A 12,987-nucleotide genomic window follows, 5' to 3' on the forward strand; every position below is an offset into this window, starting at 1 on the left:
GGATCAGGCCGTCGCCGCTCTATATGCCCTGTAAACCTTAGTCGATGCGCTTGGCCGACTTGATGATCACAGGGTCGACTGGCACGTTTTGCATGCCTTGTTTGGTGGTGGTTTGCGAGTTGACGATGACGTCGACCACGTCCATGCCCTTGACCACTTTGGCGAATACGGCGTAACCGGCGTCACGACCCGGGTCGAGGAAGGCGTTGTCGGCCACGTTGATGAAGAACTGGCTGGTGGCCGAATCCGGGTTGGAGGTGCGTGCCATCGACAAGGTGCCGCGAACGTTATGCAGACCATTGCTGGCTTCGTTCTTGATCGGTGCCTTGGTTTCTTTTTGCTGCATTTGCTGGGTGAAACCGCCGCCCTGAGCCATGAACCCCGGGATCACACGGTGGAAAATCGTGTTGGTGTAGAAGCCGCTGTCGACGTATTCAAGGAAGTTCTTGGTACTGATCGGTGCCTTGACCGGGTCCAGTTCGATTTCGATCTGGCCATTGGTGGTTTCCAGCAGCACGTGCGGTGCTTTAACCGGCGTGGCAGCCATCAGGTTGGCAGCAAACAGCACGGTGCCGGCGGCGAGGGCGAGTTTTTTCAGCATGGGTCAGTGATCCTGAGATTGAATATCGGCTGCGGCGAGAAACTCCAGCAGCGTTTGGTTGAAGCGTTCGGGTTGATCGAGCGGGGTGGCGTGGCGTGAATCGGCGATCACCACCAGCCGCGCATCGGGTAGCAGTTTTACATAGGTTTCTTTCAGCGCGACGGGTGTGTAGTCACGGTCGGCGCTGACGATGAGGGTTGGACAGGTCACTCGGGAAAGTCGTTCCTGAACCCCCCAGCCCACAATCGCATCGAAGCTGGCGAGATAAGCACGTTTGTCGTTTTTTGCCCAGCGTTCGGCCATTTTCTGTCGCAGATCGGCCTGTTCCGGTTTCGGGAAAAGTTTGCCACCCAACGCCTTGCCAATAGTCGCGAGACTCAGCACTCGCATCAGACTCCAGCGCTTGAACCACTGCCAATAGTCGTCGCGGCTGCGCAGTTTGACCTCGGGGGCGCTGTTGACGATGGTCAGGCTCTTGAGCATCTGCGGCTGATCGACGGCCAGTTGAAAACCGATCATGCCACCCATGGATAGCCCGGCGTAGTGCACCGGGCCGAGTTTCAAGTGCTCGATCAGCGCGACCAGATCGGCGCTGAAGCCCGCGATGCTGTAGCGCTCGCGGGGTTTGTCCGAGCGGCCGTGGCCGCGAATGTCCGGGACGATCACCCGGTAATGCGCGGCCAGTGCCGGGATCTGCATTTCCCAGTCCAGCGTGCTCGAGCCGAGCCCGTGGACCAGCAGCAACGGCGTGCCGTGGCCATATTCCTCGTAGTGCAGGTTGCAACCTTCGTGCTCGAAACACGCCATCGGTGAACTCCGTGTCAGGCTTGCTCAGGTGCGGCGAACGGTGCGTCCAGCGGCAAAGTGTCGAAGGTGCGCAGCAGTTCGATAAGGATTTGCGTGGCCGGGCCCAGCGGTTTGTCCTTGTTTGAATACAGATAGAAGCTGGAGTTGCGGTTGCCGCCCCTGTCCAACGGTAGCAGCTTAAGCGAGCCATCTTTCAGTTCCCGCTCGATCATGTGCCGTGGCAACCACGCAAAGCCCAGGCCGCTGCTGACAAACGTGGCAGCAGTAGCAAGGCTACCGACAGTCCAGCGTTGTTCGGCGCCGAGCCAGCCGACATCCCGTGGCTGTTGGCGCCCAGAGTCGCGGATGACCACTTGCATCTGGGTCTCCAGATCCTGAAAGCTCAGTTCGCGATTGAGCCGATGCAGCGGGTGATCGGGATGGGCGACGGCAACAAACTCGACGTCGCTCAATTCCGCGCCCAGGTAGCCGGGAATGCTCAGACCGGTGATGGCCAGATCGGCCACGCCTTCCAGTAGCACTTCCTCGACACCCGACAATACTTCCTCACGCAGACGCACGCGGCAGCCACGGCTTTGCGGCATGAACGCAGTCAGCGCCCTCACGATGCGTGCGCTCGGATAGGCCGCATCGACCACCAGTCGCACCTCGGCTTCCCAGCCTTGCTCCATGTGGTGGGCAAGGTCTTCCAATTGGCTGGCCTGTTTCACCAGTTGCCGCGAGCGGCGCAGCAGCACGCCGCCGGCTTCGGTGAGTACCGCTTTACGCCCGTCGATGCGCAGCAACGGCACGCCGAGCTGGTCCTGCATGCGGGCGACGGTGTAGCTTACCGACGATTGCGAACGGTGCAGGGCCTCGGCGGCCTGGGCGAACCCGCCGTGGTCGACCACCGCCTGCAATGTTCGCCATTGATCAAGGGTCACGCGGGGCGCTTTCATCAATAGCTCCTCTTGTCCTAAGCTGGCCGTCCCTCATGGAGATTGCCGAATGAAAAAATTCTGTTGTGTGTTGCTGGCGCTGCTGCCGATGTCGGCGTTTGCTTATCCGATCGACGTGGTCAAGGATCTCAACGGACTGAAGATCGACTACGAGACCTTCGACACCGACAATGACATCGGCTCGATCCAGGTGGTCAACTACGGGGATGTCGATGCAGTCTGCAAAGCCGTGTTCACCAACGGCCCGGAAGCACCGCGCACACGCACCATCGAAGTGGCGGCCGGCAAGCATAAAAACGCTACGGCCAAGTTCACCCGAGAAATCATCAAGCTGCGGATCAAGCTGACTTGCACCCCGAAGTAGCACCGTTCTCCTGTAGGAGTGAGCCTGCTCGCGATAGCGGTGTTCCAGATAAATAGATGTCGCCTGACACACCGCTATCGCGAGCAGGCTCACTCCTGCAAAGGCATGCTTCAGCTTATAAACGAATTTATCGATGCTTTATAGCAATTATTTGCGCTTTTTCATCGAATCGACTCTGTCTAATCTCCACTCCATCGACCTACAACATTCTCGGATGGAGGCTACACAACATGTCCCGCGTTCTGATCATCGAAAGCAGCGCCCGCCAGCAAGACTCGGTGTCCCGCCAGTTGACCCAGACCTTCATCAAACAGTGGAAAGCAGCACACCCTGCCGATCAGATCACCGTACGTGACCTCGCCGTGAACCCGGTGCCGCACTTGGACATCAATCTGTTGGGTGGCTGGATGAAGCCCGCCGAGCAGCGCAACGACAGCGAACAGGCGTCGCTGGATCGCTCCAATGAATTGACTGACGAACTGCTGGCCGCCGATGTATTGGTGATGGCCGCACCGATGTACAACTTCGCGATCCCGAGCACCCTCAAGGCCTGGCTCGACCATGTACTGCGTGCCGGCGTGACCTTCAAATACACCGAAACCGGCCCGCAAGGCCTGCTCAGCGGCAAGCGTGCCTACGTGCTGACGGCCCGCGGCGGCATCTACGCCGGCGGCCCGGCGGACCATCAGGAACCGTACTTGCGCCAGGTGATGGGTTTCATCGGCATCCACGACGTGACTTTCATTCACGCCGAAGGCATGAACCTGGGTGGCGACTTCCAGGAAAAAGGCTTGAACCAGGCCAACGCCAAACTGGCCTCGGTCGCTTGATATGTTAATCGCCAGATAATCGCTGGATGTTCTAGTGACCTGGCGCAACCCCTTCAAGGCTCTACGCGCATCGAACCTCCCTTTGCACTTTTTGCTCCTGAGTGCTGTAGCCCGATTGAACGCATTAGCGAGATCGGGCTTTTTTTTGCCTGGGATTTGTGTTGGTTCCAGAAAGTAAAAACCGCTATCGTCGCCGCCATTCGAAACAGAGGCGATCATGGGCTATCTACTTTTTGTCACGCTGATCCAGGCGTTTTCCTTCAGTCTGATCGGCGAATACCTTGCCGGTCATGTCGACAGCTACTTCGCGGTGCTGGTACGTGTGCTGCTAGCCGGGCTGGTGTTCATCCCGCTGACCCGCTGGCGTTCGGTGGAACCTTCGTTCATGCGCGGCATGTTGGTGATTGGGGCGTTGCAGTTCGGTGTGACTTACGTTTGCCTCTATCTGAGCTTCCGTGTGCTGACGGTGCCCGAGGTGTTGCTGTTCACCATCCTCACACCGCTGCACGTGACGTTGATCGAAGATGCGCTGAACCGACGCTTTAACCCGTGGGCGCTGATCGCCGCGCTGGTGGCGGTGGGCGGGGCGGCGGTGATTCGTTTCGACAGCATCAGTCCGGATTTCTTCATGGGCTTCCTGCTGCTGCAACTGGCCAACTTCACCTATGCCGCCGGGCAGGTGTTGTACAAACATCTGGTGGCGAAACACCCGAGCGATCTGCCGCATTATCGCCGCTTTGGCTACTTCTACCTCGGCGCACTGGCGGTGGTGCTGCCGGCATTCCTGCTGTTCGGCAAAGCCAACTTCCTGCCCGAAGCGCCGCTGCAATGGGGCGTGCTGCTGTTCCTCGGTCTGGTCTCGACGGCGCTGGGCCTGTATTGGTGGAACAAAGGCGCGTGCATGGTCAACGGTGGCACGCTGGCGGTGATGAACAACCTGCATGTACCGGTGGGGTTGCTGCTGAACTTGCTGATCTGGAATCAGGATGAGGAACTGGGCAGGTTGTTCCTCGGCGGGAGTGTGATTCTGGCGGCGGTGTGGATCAGCCGTTTGGGAATCCGCAAATCCACGGTCGCCACCTGACGTCTGGCTGACAAATATCCCTGTGGGAGCGGGCTTGCCCGCGATAGCGGAGTATCAGACGATGAGTTTCTCGCTGACACTCCCTCATCGCGGGCAAGCCCGCTCCCACAGGTTTCAGTGGTTTTACATGAGATGTTTTTGCGGCTCTGGAATGCTGGCCGCGCCGAGCACCGCCGGCAGCATTCCCACACGCAAATCCCCGCCACTCGGCTGCTGATACAGGCTCAACCCAAACTCCGGCAGCACCGCCAGCAGGTAATCGAAAATATCCCCCTGAATCCGCTCGTAATCGGCCCACACCGTGGTGCTGGTGAAGCAGTAGATTTCCAGCGGAATGCCCTGCGCCGTGGTTTGCATCTGGCGCACCATGCAGGTCATGTTCGGCTGCACCTCCGGGTGACTCTTCAGATACGCCAGCGCGTAAGCGCGAAAGGTGCCGATGTTGGTCATCCGCCGACGGTTGGCCGACATCGCTGCAACATTGCCCTGCGCCTCGTTCCACGCCTTGAGTTCGGCTTTCTTGCGACTCATGTAGCCGGTCAGCAGATGCACCTGGCTCAGTTTCTCTTCTTCATCGTCACGGATGAAACGCACGCCGCTGGCGTCGATGAACAGACTGCGCTTGATCCGCCGCCCGCCGGACTGCTGCATGCCGCGCCAGTTTCGGAACGACTCGGACATCAGCCGCCAGGTCGGGATCGACACAATCGTCTTGTCGAATCCCGTTAATAGTGAGTTAAGAAAAAAATGGACAGCTGAGAGCCCGCTAAATTAACGCTTTGGGTTCAAATGACCTTGTCCATTTTTTTAGGATTGAAATGGACATCAAATTCGATTGGATTCAGATGAGGTTTGGGTGAATGAGCCGCTTTAGGTCAAGCCAGCATCTACACATTGCTATGAAAGGGTGAAGACTGGTGTGGAGAGTTTCCGCAGAAGTCGGGATCCCAGGAGTGACCTCGAATTGTTTAACGCCCTACTCTACGGAAAGTTTAGCTTTTCCTAGTGAGCGGCGGTGATTGCTTAGATCACGGTGGTGAAGCTCCAAACCCACCTATCACTGCGTTCGCTGACGCGTTCCCTCCCGTATGGGAACGTTGATGGATAAGGCGAGATGAGGCGCTTAGTGGTGGAGGTTCTGCCTGTAAAGGCTTACTCCTTTTGCCAATACCGTTGAACAGTCGATGTAGGCAAACCTAGTTCACGCGCAGCTTCGGCTTGTGTCAGACCCCGCTTTTTCAGTTCAACAACGGCGCTCACCCTCTGAGCATCCGCTCGAGTTCCTCGAGAGCGCTTTTTCAATGCGCCGTCCTGAATCTGATCCTCCATGATTTTAAGGCCACCAGATTCGATGAAGCCTTGAAGCTCTTTCTGCGCATTTTTTATCAAATGTTCAGGAGCCTCTTTGTCACGGATCGCCAAGCACAACGCCAATAGTGTCAGAAGGTTGATATCGAGCGTTTCGGCGATCTTTACGAGGGTCGGAAGCGTCGCCTGGATTTTCCCTTGCTCGAGCAAGCTAAGGTTGCTCTGGCTGATGGTTCCCGCCAGGGCCTCATAACCCAATCCTTTCATTTGCCGGATGGCGCGCAGCGTGACGGCTAGCTCTTCCTTCACGTTCAGTTTCTCAAAATGAAGGATAGAGCCATACTCGCATTGGCCCACCAAATATCTCTAATTGTTAATAGTGGGATATTTGCTTATGATGGCCATTCAACAGGATGCATAGCGCCAAGGAATCGCGTGCCTTTCGGAAGCATCCCTATCCGGTTGCCAGAAGCATGATCAGGGTCAATCGAAGGCTGCCTACGCTGAGCTTCTTCAGAGCTTGGCAGGGTTTGAAATAGGGTTTATCCGAGTGTTTGTAACCAATAGCAGCAATTTGCAGGGGCAATTTAGAACTCCGGACAGTGTTCGAATGCTCTGGAAGTCGGTCGATATCAGTCGGTGCGAGTACTCGTTTCTGATTGAGGGAATGGGATTAGAGGATGGTGGCTTTAGTCCGGTTGCTCACCTAGTTACGGATGTGGAAACCGTTCAGATGATGCGTGGAGCGGAGCAGGGTGAGTTCCTGATCGTGACGAACATCCATCTCATACTTCCACCCACAAAGAGCGAGCAGGGGTCATACGCAATGGAGCTTCTCTCTGAAATTCGCATCCAGCCCGGCACTGAGGAAAACCCCGTCTACGAGTTCATCACCGGAACGGGCCATATCTACACCAGTGTACGCACGTAATGGTTCAAACACTGGAGGCGCCATGCCAGTAACTCTTGATGAGATTGCTCAGTTTTTTTACGGAAGTGGGGAATTCGTTCTTGGTTGGCATGGCGAGCAAGAAGAATTAATAGCGCTCGCTGAAAGGACTTTTCCGGGGAAGCCTTTCTGCCTAGTGAAGCAATGGATCATCGCTGATCTCCAGCTTACTCAGGCGGAGCAGGATCGACTCGCATCAATGGGGTTGCTACCAAATGCTGTCTACTCCCATGAGGTCGTCCTGGACAGCCGCCGACGTTTTTCTCCAGGCCACTGGGTGCGCACCAATTTCGGAATTTCGCATGACCACCCGTGCTTGTTTGAAACCAAAGGCACGGTCTACCTGTTTCTTGGTGATGGGTTAAGGAAGCCAGCAGCACTTAGTACCGTTTTCTCGTTTCGACAGTAACTGACTCAATACTTTCACCCACGCTGCCATTCAGGCAGTGCGATTAGCTACGCCTTAAAAAATTGCAGGAGCGCCGTTTTGATTCGATTTGATTGCCGGCAGGTCACTGGAGTGATCGAGAAGCCACGAGTGATTGCTACTGAGCAGGGTACTGTGACTGCGCGCATCGTTATCGATGGGCAGGTATTGCCAAATGTTTTGCTGCCAGGAAAGATTTTTGAAGAGATTGAGGCGGGGGAGCGAGTGACCCTGTACGGCATCTTCACGAAGAAAAAGGACAAGACTGAAAACAAAGCCATCATCTACGCAGTAAAGGGCTCGAGCGGCAAGCTTGTCGCGGCGAAGCAGTACCAGATCAAAGTACCGGTTCTAATGCTAGTTGCAGCGGTACCCTTGATGATTGCGGTGGCCGTTGCTGGTTGCTTCATTTCGCCTTATCCGATCCACCTCGTAACGGGTAGCGTCAACCCGAGTTACCTCGTTCCGGCGACGTTTAAGGCTGCGGCTTGGGAAGGAGTCGCTGCTGGCGTGTTCATGGTTGGATGTGCGATCAACTTTATTCGAAAAAGTAGCCAACCGGAAAGCTGGGCAGTAATCGATGCTGTGACACTTTCACAGCGCTTCAGCAAGGCGTTCAAATAAGTACTTCATACCAGGCTTCCCCTTTGATGGAGGCTTTCTAAGCGAAGGAGAGGTGGCACGTGCAGACTGATGATCTCGAGCGCGAACGACGTCGCAAAGCAGTGGCGGAGGTTCTTGCTTGTCAGCTGCTCGATGGTGTGAGGCCTTCCTCTACGCACCTTGCTGAGCTGCAGCGATATGCAGATGGCCTGGTAAGTCTAGACGAGCTACTGACGGAGTTGATTGCGAGCATACGGCAGTGCTCTCCACGGTAAGCAGTTAACTTTCAGGAAGGCCGGCTTTGACAGATCTTTACCATGCTTGATTCGAACCTCCAGACAAGCAGCCGGCTGGCGCCGAATGATCGAGTTCTATTTCTCGATTTTGATGGAGTGCTGCACCCAGACGACGTTTACCGTACCCGGAGTGGTTTGGAGTTGCGTGCACCCGGGCAACTCATGATGCATGCCGGAATCCTGGTAGCGATACTGAAGGAATTTCCTCAAGTCGAAATCAGCTTATCGACAAGCTGGGCGCGCATCCTCGGTTACCGCCGCGCACGCGCCGCCTTGCCGCCAGAGTTGCAAGCTCTCACCGTGAGCAGTACTTGGCACTCAAGGATGCCCAGGGCTCCGTTTGAGGGCTACGACATGCACAGCCGATATCAGCAGATCCGTGCTGCGGTAACTAGGGCCGGCCTGACGAATTGGATCGCCCTAGATGATGATCCTTTTGAAAGCTGGCCGGATCACGATCGACGGCTGATCCGGACTGATCCTGACCTAGGTCTTAGCTCAGTGCTGACCCAGGAGGAGCTACGGTTCAAACTGAGAGCCTTATGAGGACGTAAAAACACTTCCCGAGACGCTTTGCATTGCTGCAAAACATGAGTTTATTGCTTCATTAACCGTATTCGCTCAGCAATTTGCGCAGGAATTCACGCCGCCTTTGAGCGATGCACAGAATAAGGTAATCACGCTCGTAGTCCTTGGTCGAGAGGTGTCCGGCATCCACAAGGCCATGGATGTAGCCTTCTGCTTTGCCTCTCGCTTCGAGCAGTTCTTCTATTGTGGTGCTTTGGTACATGTTTTCAGCCAGCAGTCGCCACCGTTTCTTTTGGTGCTGCCCGACTGGGTCGTCCGAAAACTTTGGGGCGTTGATCAGGGTATTGAAATCGGCACGTGCGTCAGGTGTGTTCAAAGCGGGTTCTCAGAACAGTGATATCTGTACCGAGGTTATCACGCGCACACTTAATGGCCTGCTGTTGGCTGGTTTACGTAGGCGCTGTCGCGAAGGAACGATTTTAATGATGGCGTAGGCTTTCGATGGCGGCTGTGAAACCTGGAGTTCGATATGGGGCACCTTAGTCTTGAGGACGTCTACCCCGACGACGTAAAAAATTACGGCCATCTGCGAGTGGGATTGACCGACTTCTACGTAAAAGAAAATCACGCCACTTACGGTGTGGTTACGCGTGGCCAATACCGCGAACTGACCAGTAGGTTACTGCGTGACGAATCGGTGCAAATGATCATCAGCGCCAAGCTCGCCGCATTGCCAGAGGACTACGATCCGTGGATTCGGCGGATCGAGCGCAATCGCGCCCTACGCGCTAGGTATGGGGACAAATTCGATCCTTGGGGAGACGACTGAAGCCCCCGCGTCCATTCACAAATGCAGCGCCTCACCTTTTTCGGCCGATCTGGTGGTAACGCATCTCATCGACCCATTGATACTGTAGGCAGTGGAACCAAAAACTCCAGGCGGTTAGTCGTACTGGAGACTAAATCAGCGTGCCAATCGTACTCACTTGACCACCCGCTTTCATCCGTTCTGAACTGCCATTTGCATTGGACTTGACCTGTACGGTTAGCACTCAGGAGCGGGGCGGAGCGATCCATTGCAGCGCATCGGCACCGGCAGAGATCGGCCAGAAGCAGCCGGTCAGAAGCCGCTTTCGACCCATAGCAGACGCTCTGACGAGCGTCTGCCGAGGCTGGCAGAATCAATTCGGCAGCATGACCGTATCGATCACGTGAATCACGCCATTGGATTGCATGACGTCGGCGATGGTAACGGTAGCCTTGTCTCCCTTGGCGTCCTCTACCCACAACTTGCCATCGTGCAGCATCACGCTCAGTGATTCGCCCTGGACGGTTTTCAGCATCACTTTGCCTCCGTTCATTTTGGCGTCCGCCATCAACTGTTTGGCAGTGTGAGTGCCGGCGACTACGTGGTAAGTCAGGATTTTTGTCAGGTCAGCTTTGTGTTCTGGTTTGATCAGCGTATCGACGGTTCCGGCGGGTAACTTGGCGAAGGCCTCATTGGTGGGGGCGAAGACGGTGAACGGCCCTTTGCTGTTTAGCGTATCAACCAGTCCGGCAGCTTTGACCGCTGCGACGAGCGTCGTGTGATCTTTGGAGTTGACGGCGTTCTCGACGATGGTCTTGGTCGGATACATGGCGGCGCCACCGACCATCACGGTGTCGGCAGCGAAACCCAATCCAGTGCCGAGGGACAGCACAGTAAGGCAGGTAATGGCGAGGCGTTTGATGGACGTGTGCATGATGCGTCTCCTTGATTCTTAGACCCTTCGAATGAGGGTGCTGAATTTACGGAGCAGCTGCTGAAACGGATGCAACTCAGGGTAAATATTTTTTGAATGCTTGCTTCCGGGCAAAAGCGACCGTTGATGAGCGGCTGTTTTCGGCCAATAGCGGACAGTCAGTTGTAAATAAATTTGCTCCTTTTTGCGGATGTGCGGCGGAGAGCTCACGCCTTCAAAAGGCATGAGCTGATATAATTATCCCTTCATCAATTCTAATACGGTTTTGGTAGGGTCGACGTTTATTTGAGGTGTCGCAGTTGAGCGAGATTCGTGAAAGTAAAATACCGAGTCACGTTCTTTATTGTTTATAATCGACCTGGTTTTTTGATGGATGCCAGAGTATTGTTCTTCGATGAGTTTTATATTTGTACCTAAGTTTTTGATTTCGTTGATCACTGCTCCGCACATAATTCTAATGAGGATTTTTTTGGCGTATTCTTTACTGGCGAGGTTTTGATCTTTTGTAATTAGCGAGATCATAGAGTCCAGCCCATCACCTAACAAGTTCCAGGTGTTCGCCATGTTTTTTGCTGCGTTATAAGAGTCCTGAGAGTGTTGCGCCAAGCCTGTATAGCCTGCGACTAGGTTTTGTGTAGCTTTGATTTCATCCTGTAAAGCTACCTGTTTGTTAACTAATTCCGACTTTTCTTGTATTAGTTGCCAAAGCCTAACCCCTGTGGCTGCTTCACCGCCAATGCCTGCCGCGAGGAGTCCGATACCTCCTATCACTGCTGATGTACTTGCGTTAGCAGTGAAAACCTCGGTGGCTGCGCCTACAAAAATAAGCACGCCGCCCGCGAGGATGCCCAGACCGCTTGCCGCAGCTAACGCAATATCCAAACTTATGTCATGTTGAATAGTTGTTATTTGATCAGTAATATTCTTCAACTCATCCACGTCGCCACCAGTTTTTGAGTGAAAGTCAGATACAAGTTTGCCGAACGCAGAAGAGTCACTAGTTAAAGAGTCGCGCAGTGTTGTGAGTTTTGCTACGACGTCGTTTGCTGTGTTTCGGTAATCGGACGTACTGTTTTTTAAGCTTGTTAGAATGTCCAAAAAATCTTGGATAGGCATTTCGGCGTTCAAAAAGTTTGTTGATGACTGATGCAGAGCGATATAATTTTCCATATCCACTAGCGACCGTAATATTTTTGGTTGTAGGTCGTCTAGATAGTCTTTGGCGTGTGCTTTTGCACCGGAAAGGGCAAGGTTGATCTTGTCCTCTTCGTCTTTAAGGTGTGGAAAATTATGGAGCTCCATTGGTTGTTGATTTAAGATGCTCAGCGCGTAAGCTTGTATGGTGATTTCCGCGCCGATATGTATTTGCTGCATTGATGTTATGGATTGCAGTGCTGGTGTGAGAGTGTCTGGTATTTCATTTTCTTGATGAGCGTTCATTTTATTTCCTTATAAGATTTTGGCTTTATTTGCTTAAGCCGCTGAGTGCTCTTGATGGTTTTTGCAGTTGTAGATTAAATGCGAGCCAGTCGTTATCTGCATCCTGTGAAAAAGAGCTTTTGATCTCCGATAGTCTGTAGTCCATCTAAATAATATTTGGCACTTAATTTAAGTAAGCTTTGAGTTGCAGCTAGTGGGATTGCATCCAAGCCACTTTCTGCGAAGAATGAATCAATCGGGATTTGTGCCATCAATACTAGGGCGCTCTGCTGAGCTAATATACCCGCGTGGGTGAGTTTTTCGTTCTGAAGTGAAGTCTGGTGCACAGACAAAGAAGATTTTCCATAAATTGCAGGAGTTATAGGGCAGCTCTCAAGTTCCATTTCCATCTTAAAGTCCTTTTGATTTTGGTCTTCATGTTGGTGCGTAATGTTTTTTGCTGTTTCAACAACTCTTCAAATCTTTCGTGGCGAGCTCCGGATTTTTAATTGTATTTGCGGCGTGAGTAATCCTCTTGAGCCAAAGCTAGATAGCATCGCTTGAATATAGAGTGGTTCTGGAAGCGTGCCAAGAACAAATACTTTTAATTTTGGATTATTGAAAACTCTAATAATTTCATAAGATTGTTGATTCCAGATGATGTCACTCCGAGTCTGATGTTTTATTGACGGTTTTGAGATCAAAGCTTAGCCTTCAATAGGCGCGTCCCCTGGGTGATACGTCGATTGCGAGTTCTGCACGCTGGCGGCGGGCTGCAAATGGACGTCAACCTGACTGCCGGTTAATCGGCAGCCTGGGCTCAACTCTGACTGGCGGGGAGAACTCGACACTGATTTTCAGATGCTGGGGCGGCAAGCGCTATACCAACAAGGTAGTCAACACAGGAAAAAATGGAGTAGAGGCTGATACGCCGTATCAAGTAGATGAAGATGGAAATATTGTGAATAAAGCAGAGGAGTAATAACGATATTTTCGAGGGGTGTAATCCCTAAGCAGTGAGAAAATATTTAATCGAGGCTGCCGCTCTTTGGAAGGGCATTCTGCACCATGGTGACTAGGAGTTATGTTGA

The 12,987-nt window shown here is 53.5% G+C and carries 17 protein-coding genes and 2 pseudogenes; 10 read left to right on the top strand and 9 right to left on the bottom strand.

All coding sequences use genetic code 11. The features are described 5' to 3' along the window. Positions 1–37 precede the first annotated feature (37 nt). Genes ACA069_RS07625 through ACA069_RS07635 form a run of 3 tightly spaced genes read right to left on the bottom strand, consistent with a single transcriptional unit; the run spans position 38 to position 2,346 of the window. Positions 38–601: a peptidylprolyl isomerase gene (locus ACA069_RS07625; protein ID WP_401266592.1), complete on the bottom strand. Its 564-nt coding sequence runs from the start codon at positions 599–601 to the stop codon at positions 38–40. A 3-nt stretch (positions 602–604) separates the two neighbouring features. Beyond that, positions 605–1,408, bottom strand: a complete 804-nt coding sequence (locus ACA069_RS07630; RefSeq protein WP_497616938.1) for an alpha/beta fold hydrolase — start codon at positions 1,406–1,408, stop codon at positions 605–607. A 14-nt stretch (positions 1,409–1,422) separates the two neighbouring features. Further along, a complete protein-coding gene (locus ACA069_RS07635; RefSeq protein ID WP_007914443.1) occupies positions 1,423–2,346 on the bottom strand; it encodes a PA3225 family LysR-type transcriptional regulator in 924 nt (307 codons plus the stop codon). 49 nt (positions 2,347–2,395) lie between these two features. Here ACA069_RS07635 and ACA069_RS07640 point away from each other — a divergent pair, with 49 nt between their 5' ends. The 3 genes from ACA069_RS07640 to ACA069_RS07650 all read left to right on the top strand — a co-directional run bounded on the left by ACA069_RS07640 (position 2,396) and on the right by ACA069_RS07650 (position 4,624). After that, positions 2,396–2,710 carry a 3-phosphoglycerate kinase gene (locus ACA069_RS07640; RefSeq protein ID WP_489878458.1) on the top strand — a complete coding sequence of 105 codons (315 nt, stop codon included), beginning with the start codon at positions 2,396–2,398 and terminating at the stop codon, positions 2,708–2,710. Between the two features lie 230 nt (positions 2,711–2,940). Beyond that, complete coding sequence (locus ACA069_RS07645; RefSeq protein WP_187681376.1) at positions 2,941–3,540, top strand: FMN-dependent NADH-azoreductase; 600 nt, start codon at positions 2,941–2,943, stop codon at positions 3,538–3,540. Between the two features lie 217 nt (positions 3,541–3,757). Further along, positions 3,758–4,624 carry a carboxylate/amino acid/amine transporter gene (locus tag ACA069_RS07650; protein ID WP_497616940.1) on the top strand — a complete coding sequence of 289 codons (867 nt, stop codon included), beginning with the start codon at positions 3,758–3,760 and terminating at the stop codon, positions 4,622–4,624. A gap of 123 nt (positions 4,625–4,747) precedes the next feature. Here ACA069_RS07650 and ACA069_RS07655 read toward each other — a convergent pair. Both ACA069_RS07655 and ACA069_RS07660 read right to left on the bottom strand, forming a co-directional pair. Further along, positions 4,748–5,344 (bottom strand): annotated as a pseudogene (locus tag ACA069_RS07655) (mechanosensitive ion channel family protein); the annotation flags it as partial. Between the two features lie 432 nt (positions 5,345–5,776). Continuing rightward, positions 5,777–6,241 (bottom strand): helix-turn-helix domain-containing protein, encoded by a 465-nt coding sequence (locus ACA069_RS07660; protein WP_497616942.1) that lies wholly within the window; start codon positions 6,239–6,241, stop codon positions 5,777–5,779. 301 nt (positions 6,242–6,542) lie between these two features. Between ACA069_RS07660 and ACA069_RS07665 the strand changes: the two genes are divergently transcribed. The 5 genes from ACA069_RS07665 (at position 6,543) to ACA069_RS07685 (ending at position 8,753) form a co-directional block, all read left to right on the top strand. Beyond that, a complete protein-coding gene (locus ACA069_RS07665; RefSeq protein ID WP_497616944.1) occupies positions 6,543–6,863 on the top strand; it encodes a hypothetical protein in 321 nt (106 codons plus the stop codon). 22 nt (positions 6,864–6,885) lie between these two features. After that, positions 6,886–7,290 (top strand): DUF6957 family protein, encoded by a 405-nt coding sequence (locus ACA069_RS07670; RefSeq protein WP_497616946.1) that lies wholly within the window; start codon positions 6,886–6,888, stop codon positions 7,288–7,290. 78 nt (positions 7,291–7,368) lie between these two features. Further along, positions 7,369–7,932 carry a hypothetical protein gene (locus tag ACA069_RS07675; protein ID WP_497616948.1) on the top strand — a complete coding sequence of 188 codons (564 nt, stop codon included), beginning with the start codon at positions 7,369–7,371 and terminating at the stop codon, positions 7,930–7,932. Positions 7,933–8,033: 101 nt separating this feature from the next. Further along, on the top strand, positions 8,034–8,186 hold the full coding sequence (locus ACA069_RS07680; protein WP_497618207.1) for an antitoxin VbhA family protein: 153 nt from the start codon (positions 8,034–8,036) through the stop codon (positions 8,184–8,186). Between the two features lie 42 nt (positions 8,187–8,228). After that, complete coding sequence (locus ACA069_RS07685) at positions 8,229–8,753, top strand: HAD domain-containing protein (protein ID WP_497616950.1); 525 nt, start codon at positions 8,229–8,231, stop codon at positions 8,751–8,753. A gap of 61 nt (positions 8,754–8,814) precedes the next feature. Here the strand turns inward: ACA069_RS07685 and ACA069_RS07690 are convergent, their stop codons facing one another. Then, positions 8,815–9,111, bottom strand: coding sequence for a hypothetical protein (locus tag ACA069_RS07690; RefSeq protein ID WP_497616952.1), 297 nt, complete (start codon positions 9,109–9,111; stop codon positions 8,815–8,817). 153 nt (positions 9,112–9,264) lie between these two features. Between ACA069_RS07690 and ACA069_RS07695 the strand changes: the two genes are divergently transcribed. Beyond that, on the top strand, positions 9,265–9,564 hold the full coding sequence (locus tag ACA069_RS07695) for a hypothetical protein (RefSeq protein WP_497616954.1): 300 nt from the start codon (positions 9,265–9,267) through the stop codon (positions 9,562–9,564). A 352-nt stretch (positions 9,565–9,916) separates the two neighbouring features. Here ACA069_RS07695 and ACA069_RS07700 read toward each other — a convergent pair whose 3' ends face one another. The 3 genes from ACA069_RS07700 to ACA069_RS07710 form a co-directional block, all read right to left on the bottom strand. Continuing rightward, complete coding sequence (locus tag ACA069_RS07700; RefSeq protein ID WP_428551970.1) at positions 9,917–10,477, bottom strand: fasciclin domain-containing protein; 561 nt, start codon at positions 10,475–10,477, stop codon at positions 9,917–9,919. A gap of 237 nt (positions 10,478–10,714) precedes the next feature. Next, positions 10,715–11,917 (bottom strand): HBL/NHE enterotoxin family protein, encoded by a 1,203-nt coding sequence (locus tag ACA069_RS07705; RefSeq protein WP_497616956.1) that lies wholly within the window; start codon positions 11,915–11,917, stop codon positions 10,715–10,717. 92 nt (positions 11,918–12,009) lie between these two features. Further along, positions 12,010–12,306: a hypothetical protein gene (locus ACA069_RS07710; protein ID WP_497616957.1), complete on the bottom strand. Its 297-nt coding sequence runs from the start codon at positions 12,304–12,306 to the stop codon at positions 12,010–12,012. Between the two features lie 389 nt (positions 12,307–12,695). Here ACA069_RS07710 and ACA069_RS07715 point away from each other — a divergent pair. Further along, positions 12,696–12,878 (top strand): annotated as a pseudogene (locus ACA069_RS07715) (ice nucleation protein); the annotation flags it as partial. Positions 12,879–12,987: the final 109 nt, after the last annotated feature.

The organism is Pseudomonas sp. LBUM1652, assembly GCF_059716105.1.

Coding starts and splice junctions, on each gene's coding strand:
- ACA069_RS07625 (WP_401266592.1), bottom strand. CDS start 601: ATGCTGAAAAAACTCGCCCTCGCCGCCGGCACCGTGCTGTTTGCTGCC.
- ACA069_RS07630 (WP_497616938.1), bottom strand. CDS start 1,408: ATGGCGTGTTTCGAGCACGAAGGTTGCAACCTGCACTACGAGGAATAT.
- ACA069_RS07635 (WP_007914443.1), bottom strand. CDS start 2,346: ATGAAAGCGCCCCGCGTGACCCTTGATCAATGGCGAACATTGCAGGCG.
- ACA069_RS07640 (WP_489878458.1), top strand. CDS start 2,396: ATGAAAAAATTCTGTTGTGTGTTGCTGGCGCTGCTGCCGATGTCGGCG.
- ACA069_RS07645 (WP_187681376.1), top strand. CDS start 2,941: ATGTCCCGCGTTCTGATCATCGAAAGCAGCGCCCGCCAGCAAGACTCG.
- ACA069_RS07650 (WP_497616940.1), top strand. CDS start 3,758: ATGGGCTATCTACTTTTTGTCACGCTGATCCAGGCGTTTTCCTTCAGT.
- ACA069_RS07665 (WP_497616944.1), top strand. CDS start 6,543: ATGCTCTGGAAGTCGGTCGATATCAGTCGGTGCGAGTACTCGTTTCTG.
- ACA069_RS07670 (WP_497616946.1), top strand. CDS start 6,886: ATGCCAGTAACTCTTGATGAGATTGCTCAGTTTTTTTACGGAAGTGGG.
- ACA069_RS07685 (WP_497616950.1), top strand. CDS start 8,229: ATGCTTGATTCGAACCTCCAGACAAGCAGCCGGCTGGCGCCGAATGAT.
- ACA069_RS07695 (WP_497616954.1), top strand. CDS start 9,265: ATGGGGCACCTTAGTCTTGAGGACGTCTACCCCGACGACGTAAAAAAT.
- ACA069_RS07700 (WP_428551970.1), bottom strand. CDS start 10,477: ATGCACACGTCCATCAAACGCCTCGCCATTACCTGCCTTACTGTGCTG.
- ACA069_RS07705 (WP_497616956.1), bottom strand. CDS start 11,917: ATGAACGCTCATCAAGAAAATGAAATACCAGACACTCTCACACCAGCA.
- ACA069_RS07710 (WP_497616957.1), bottom strand. CDS start 12,306: ATGGAAATGGAACTTGAGAGCTGCCCTATAACTCCTGCAATTTATGGA.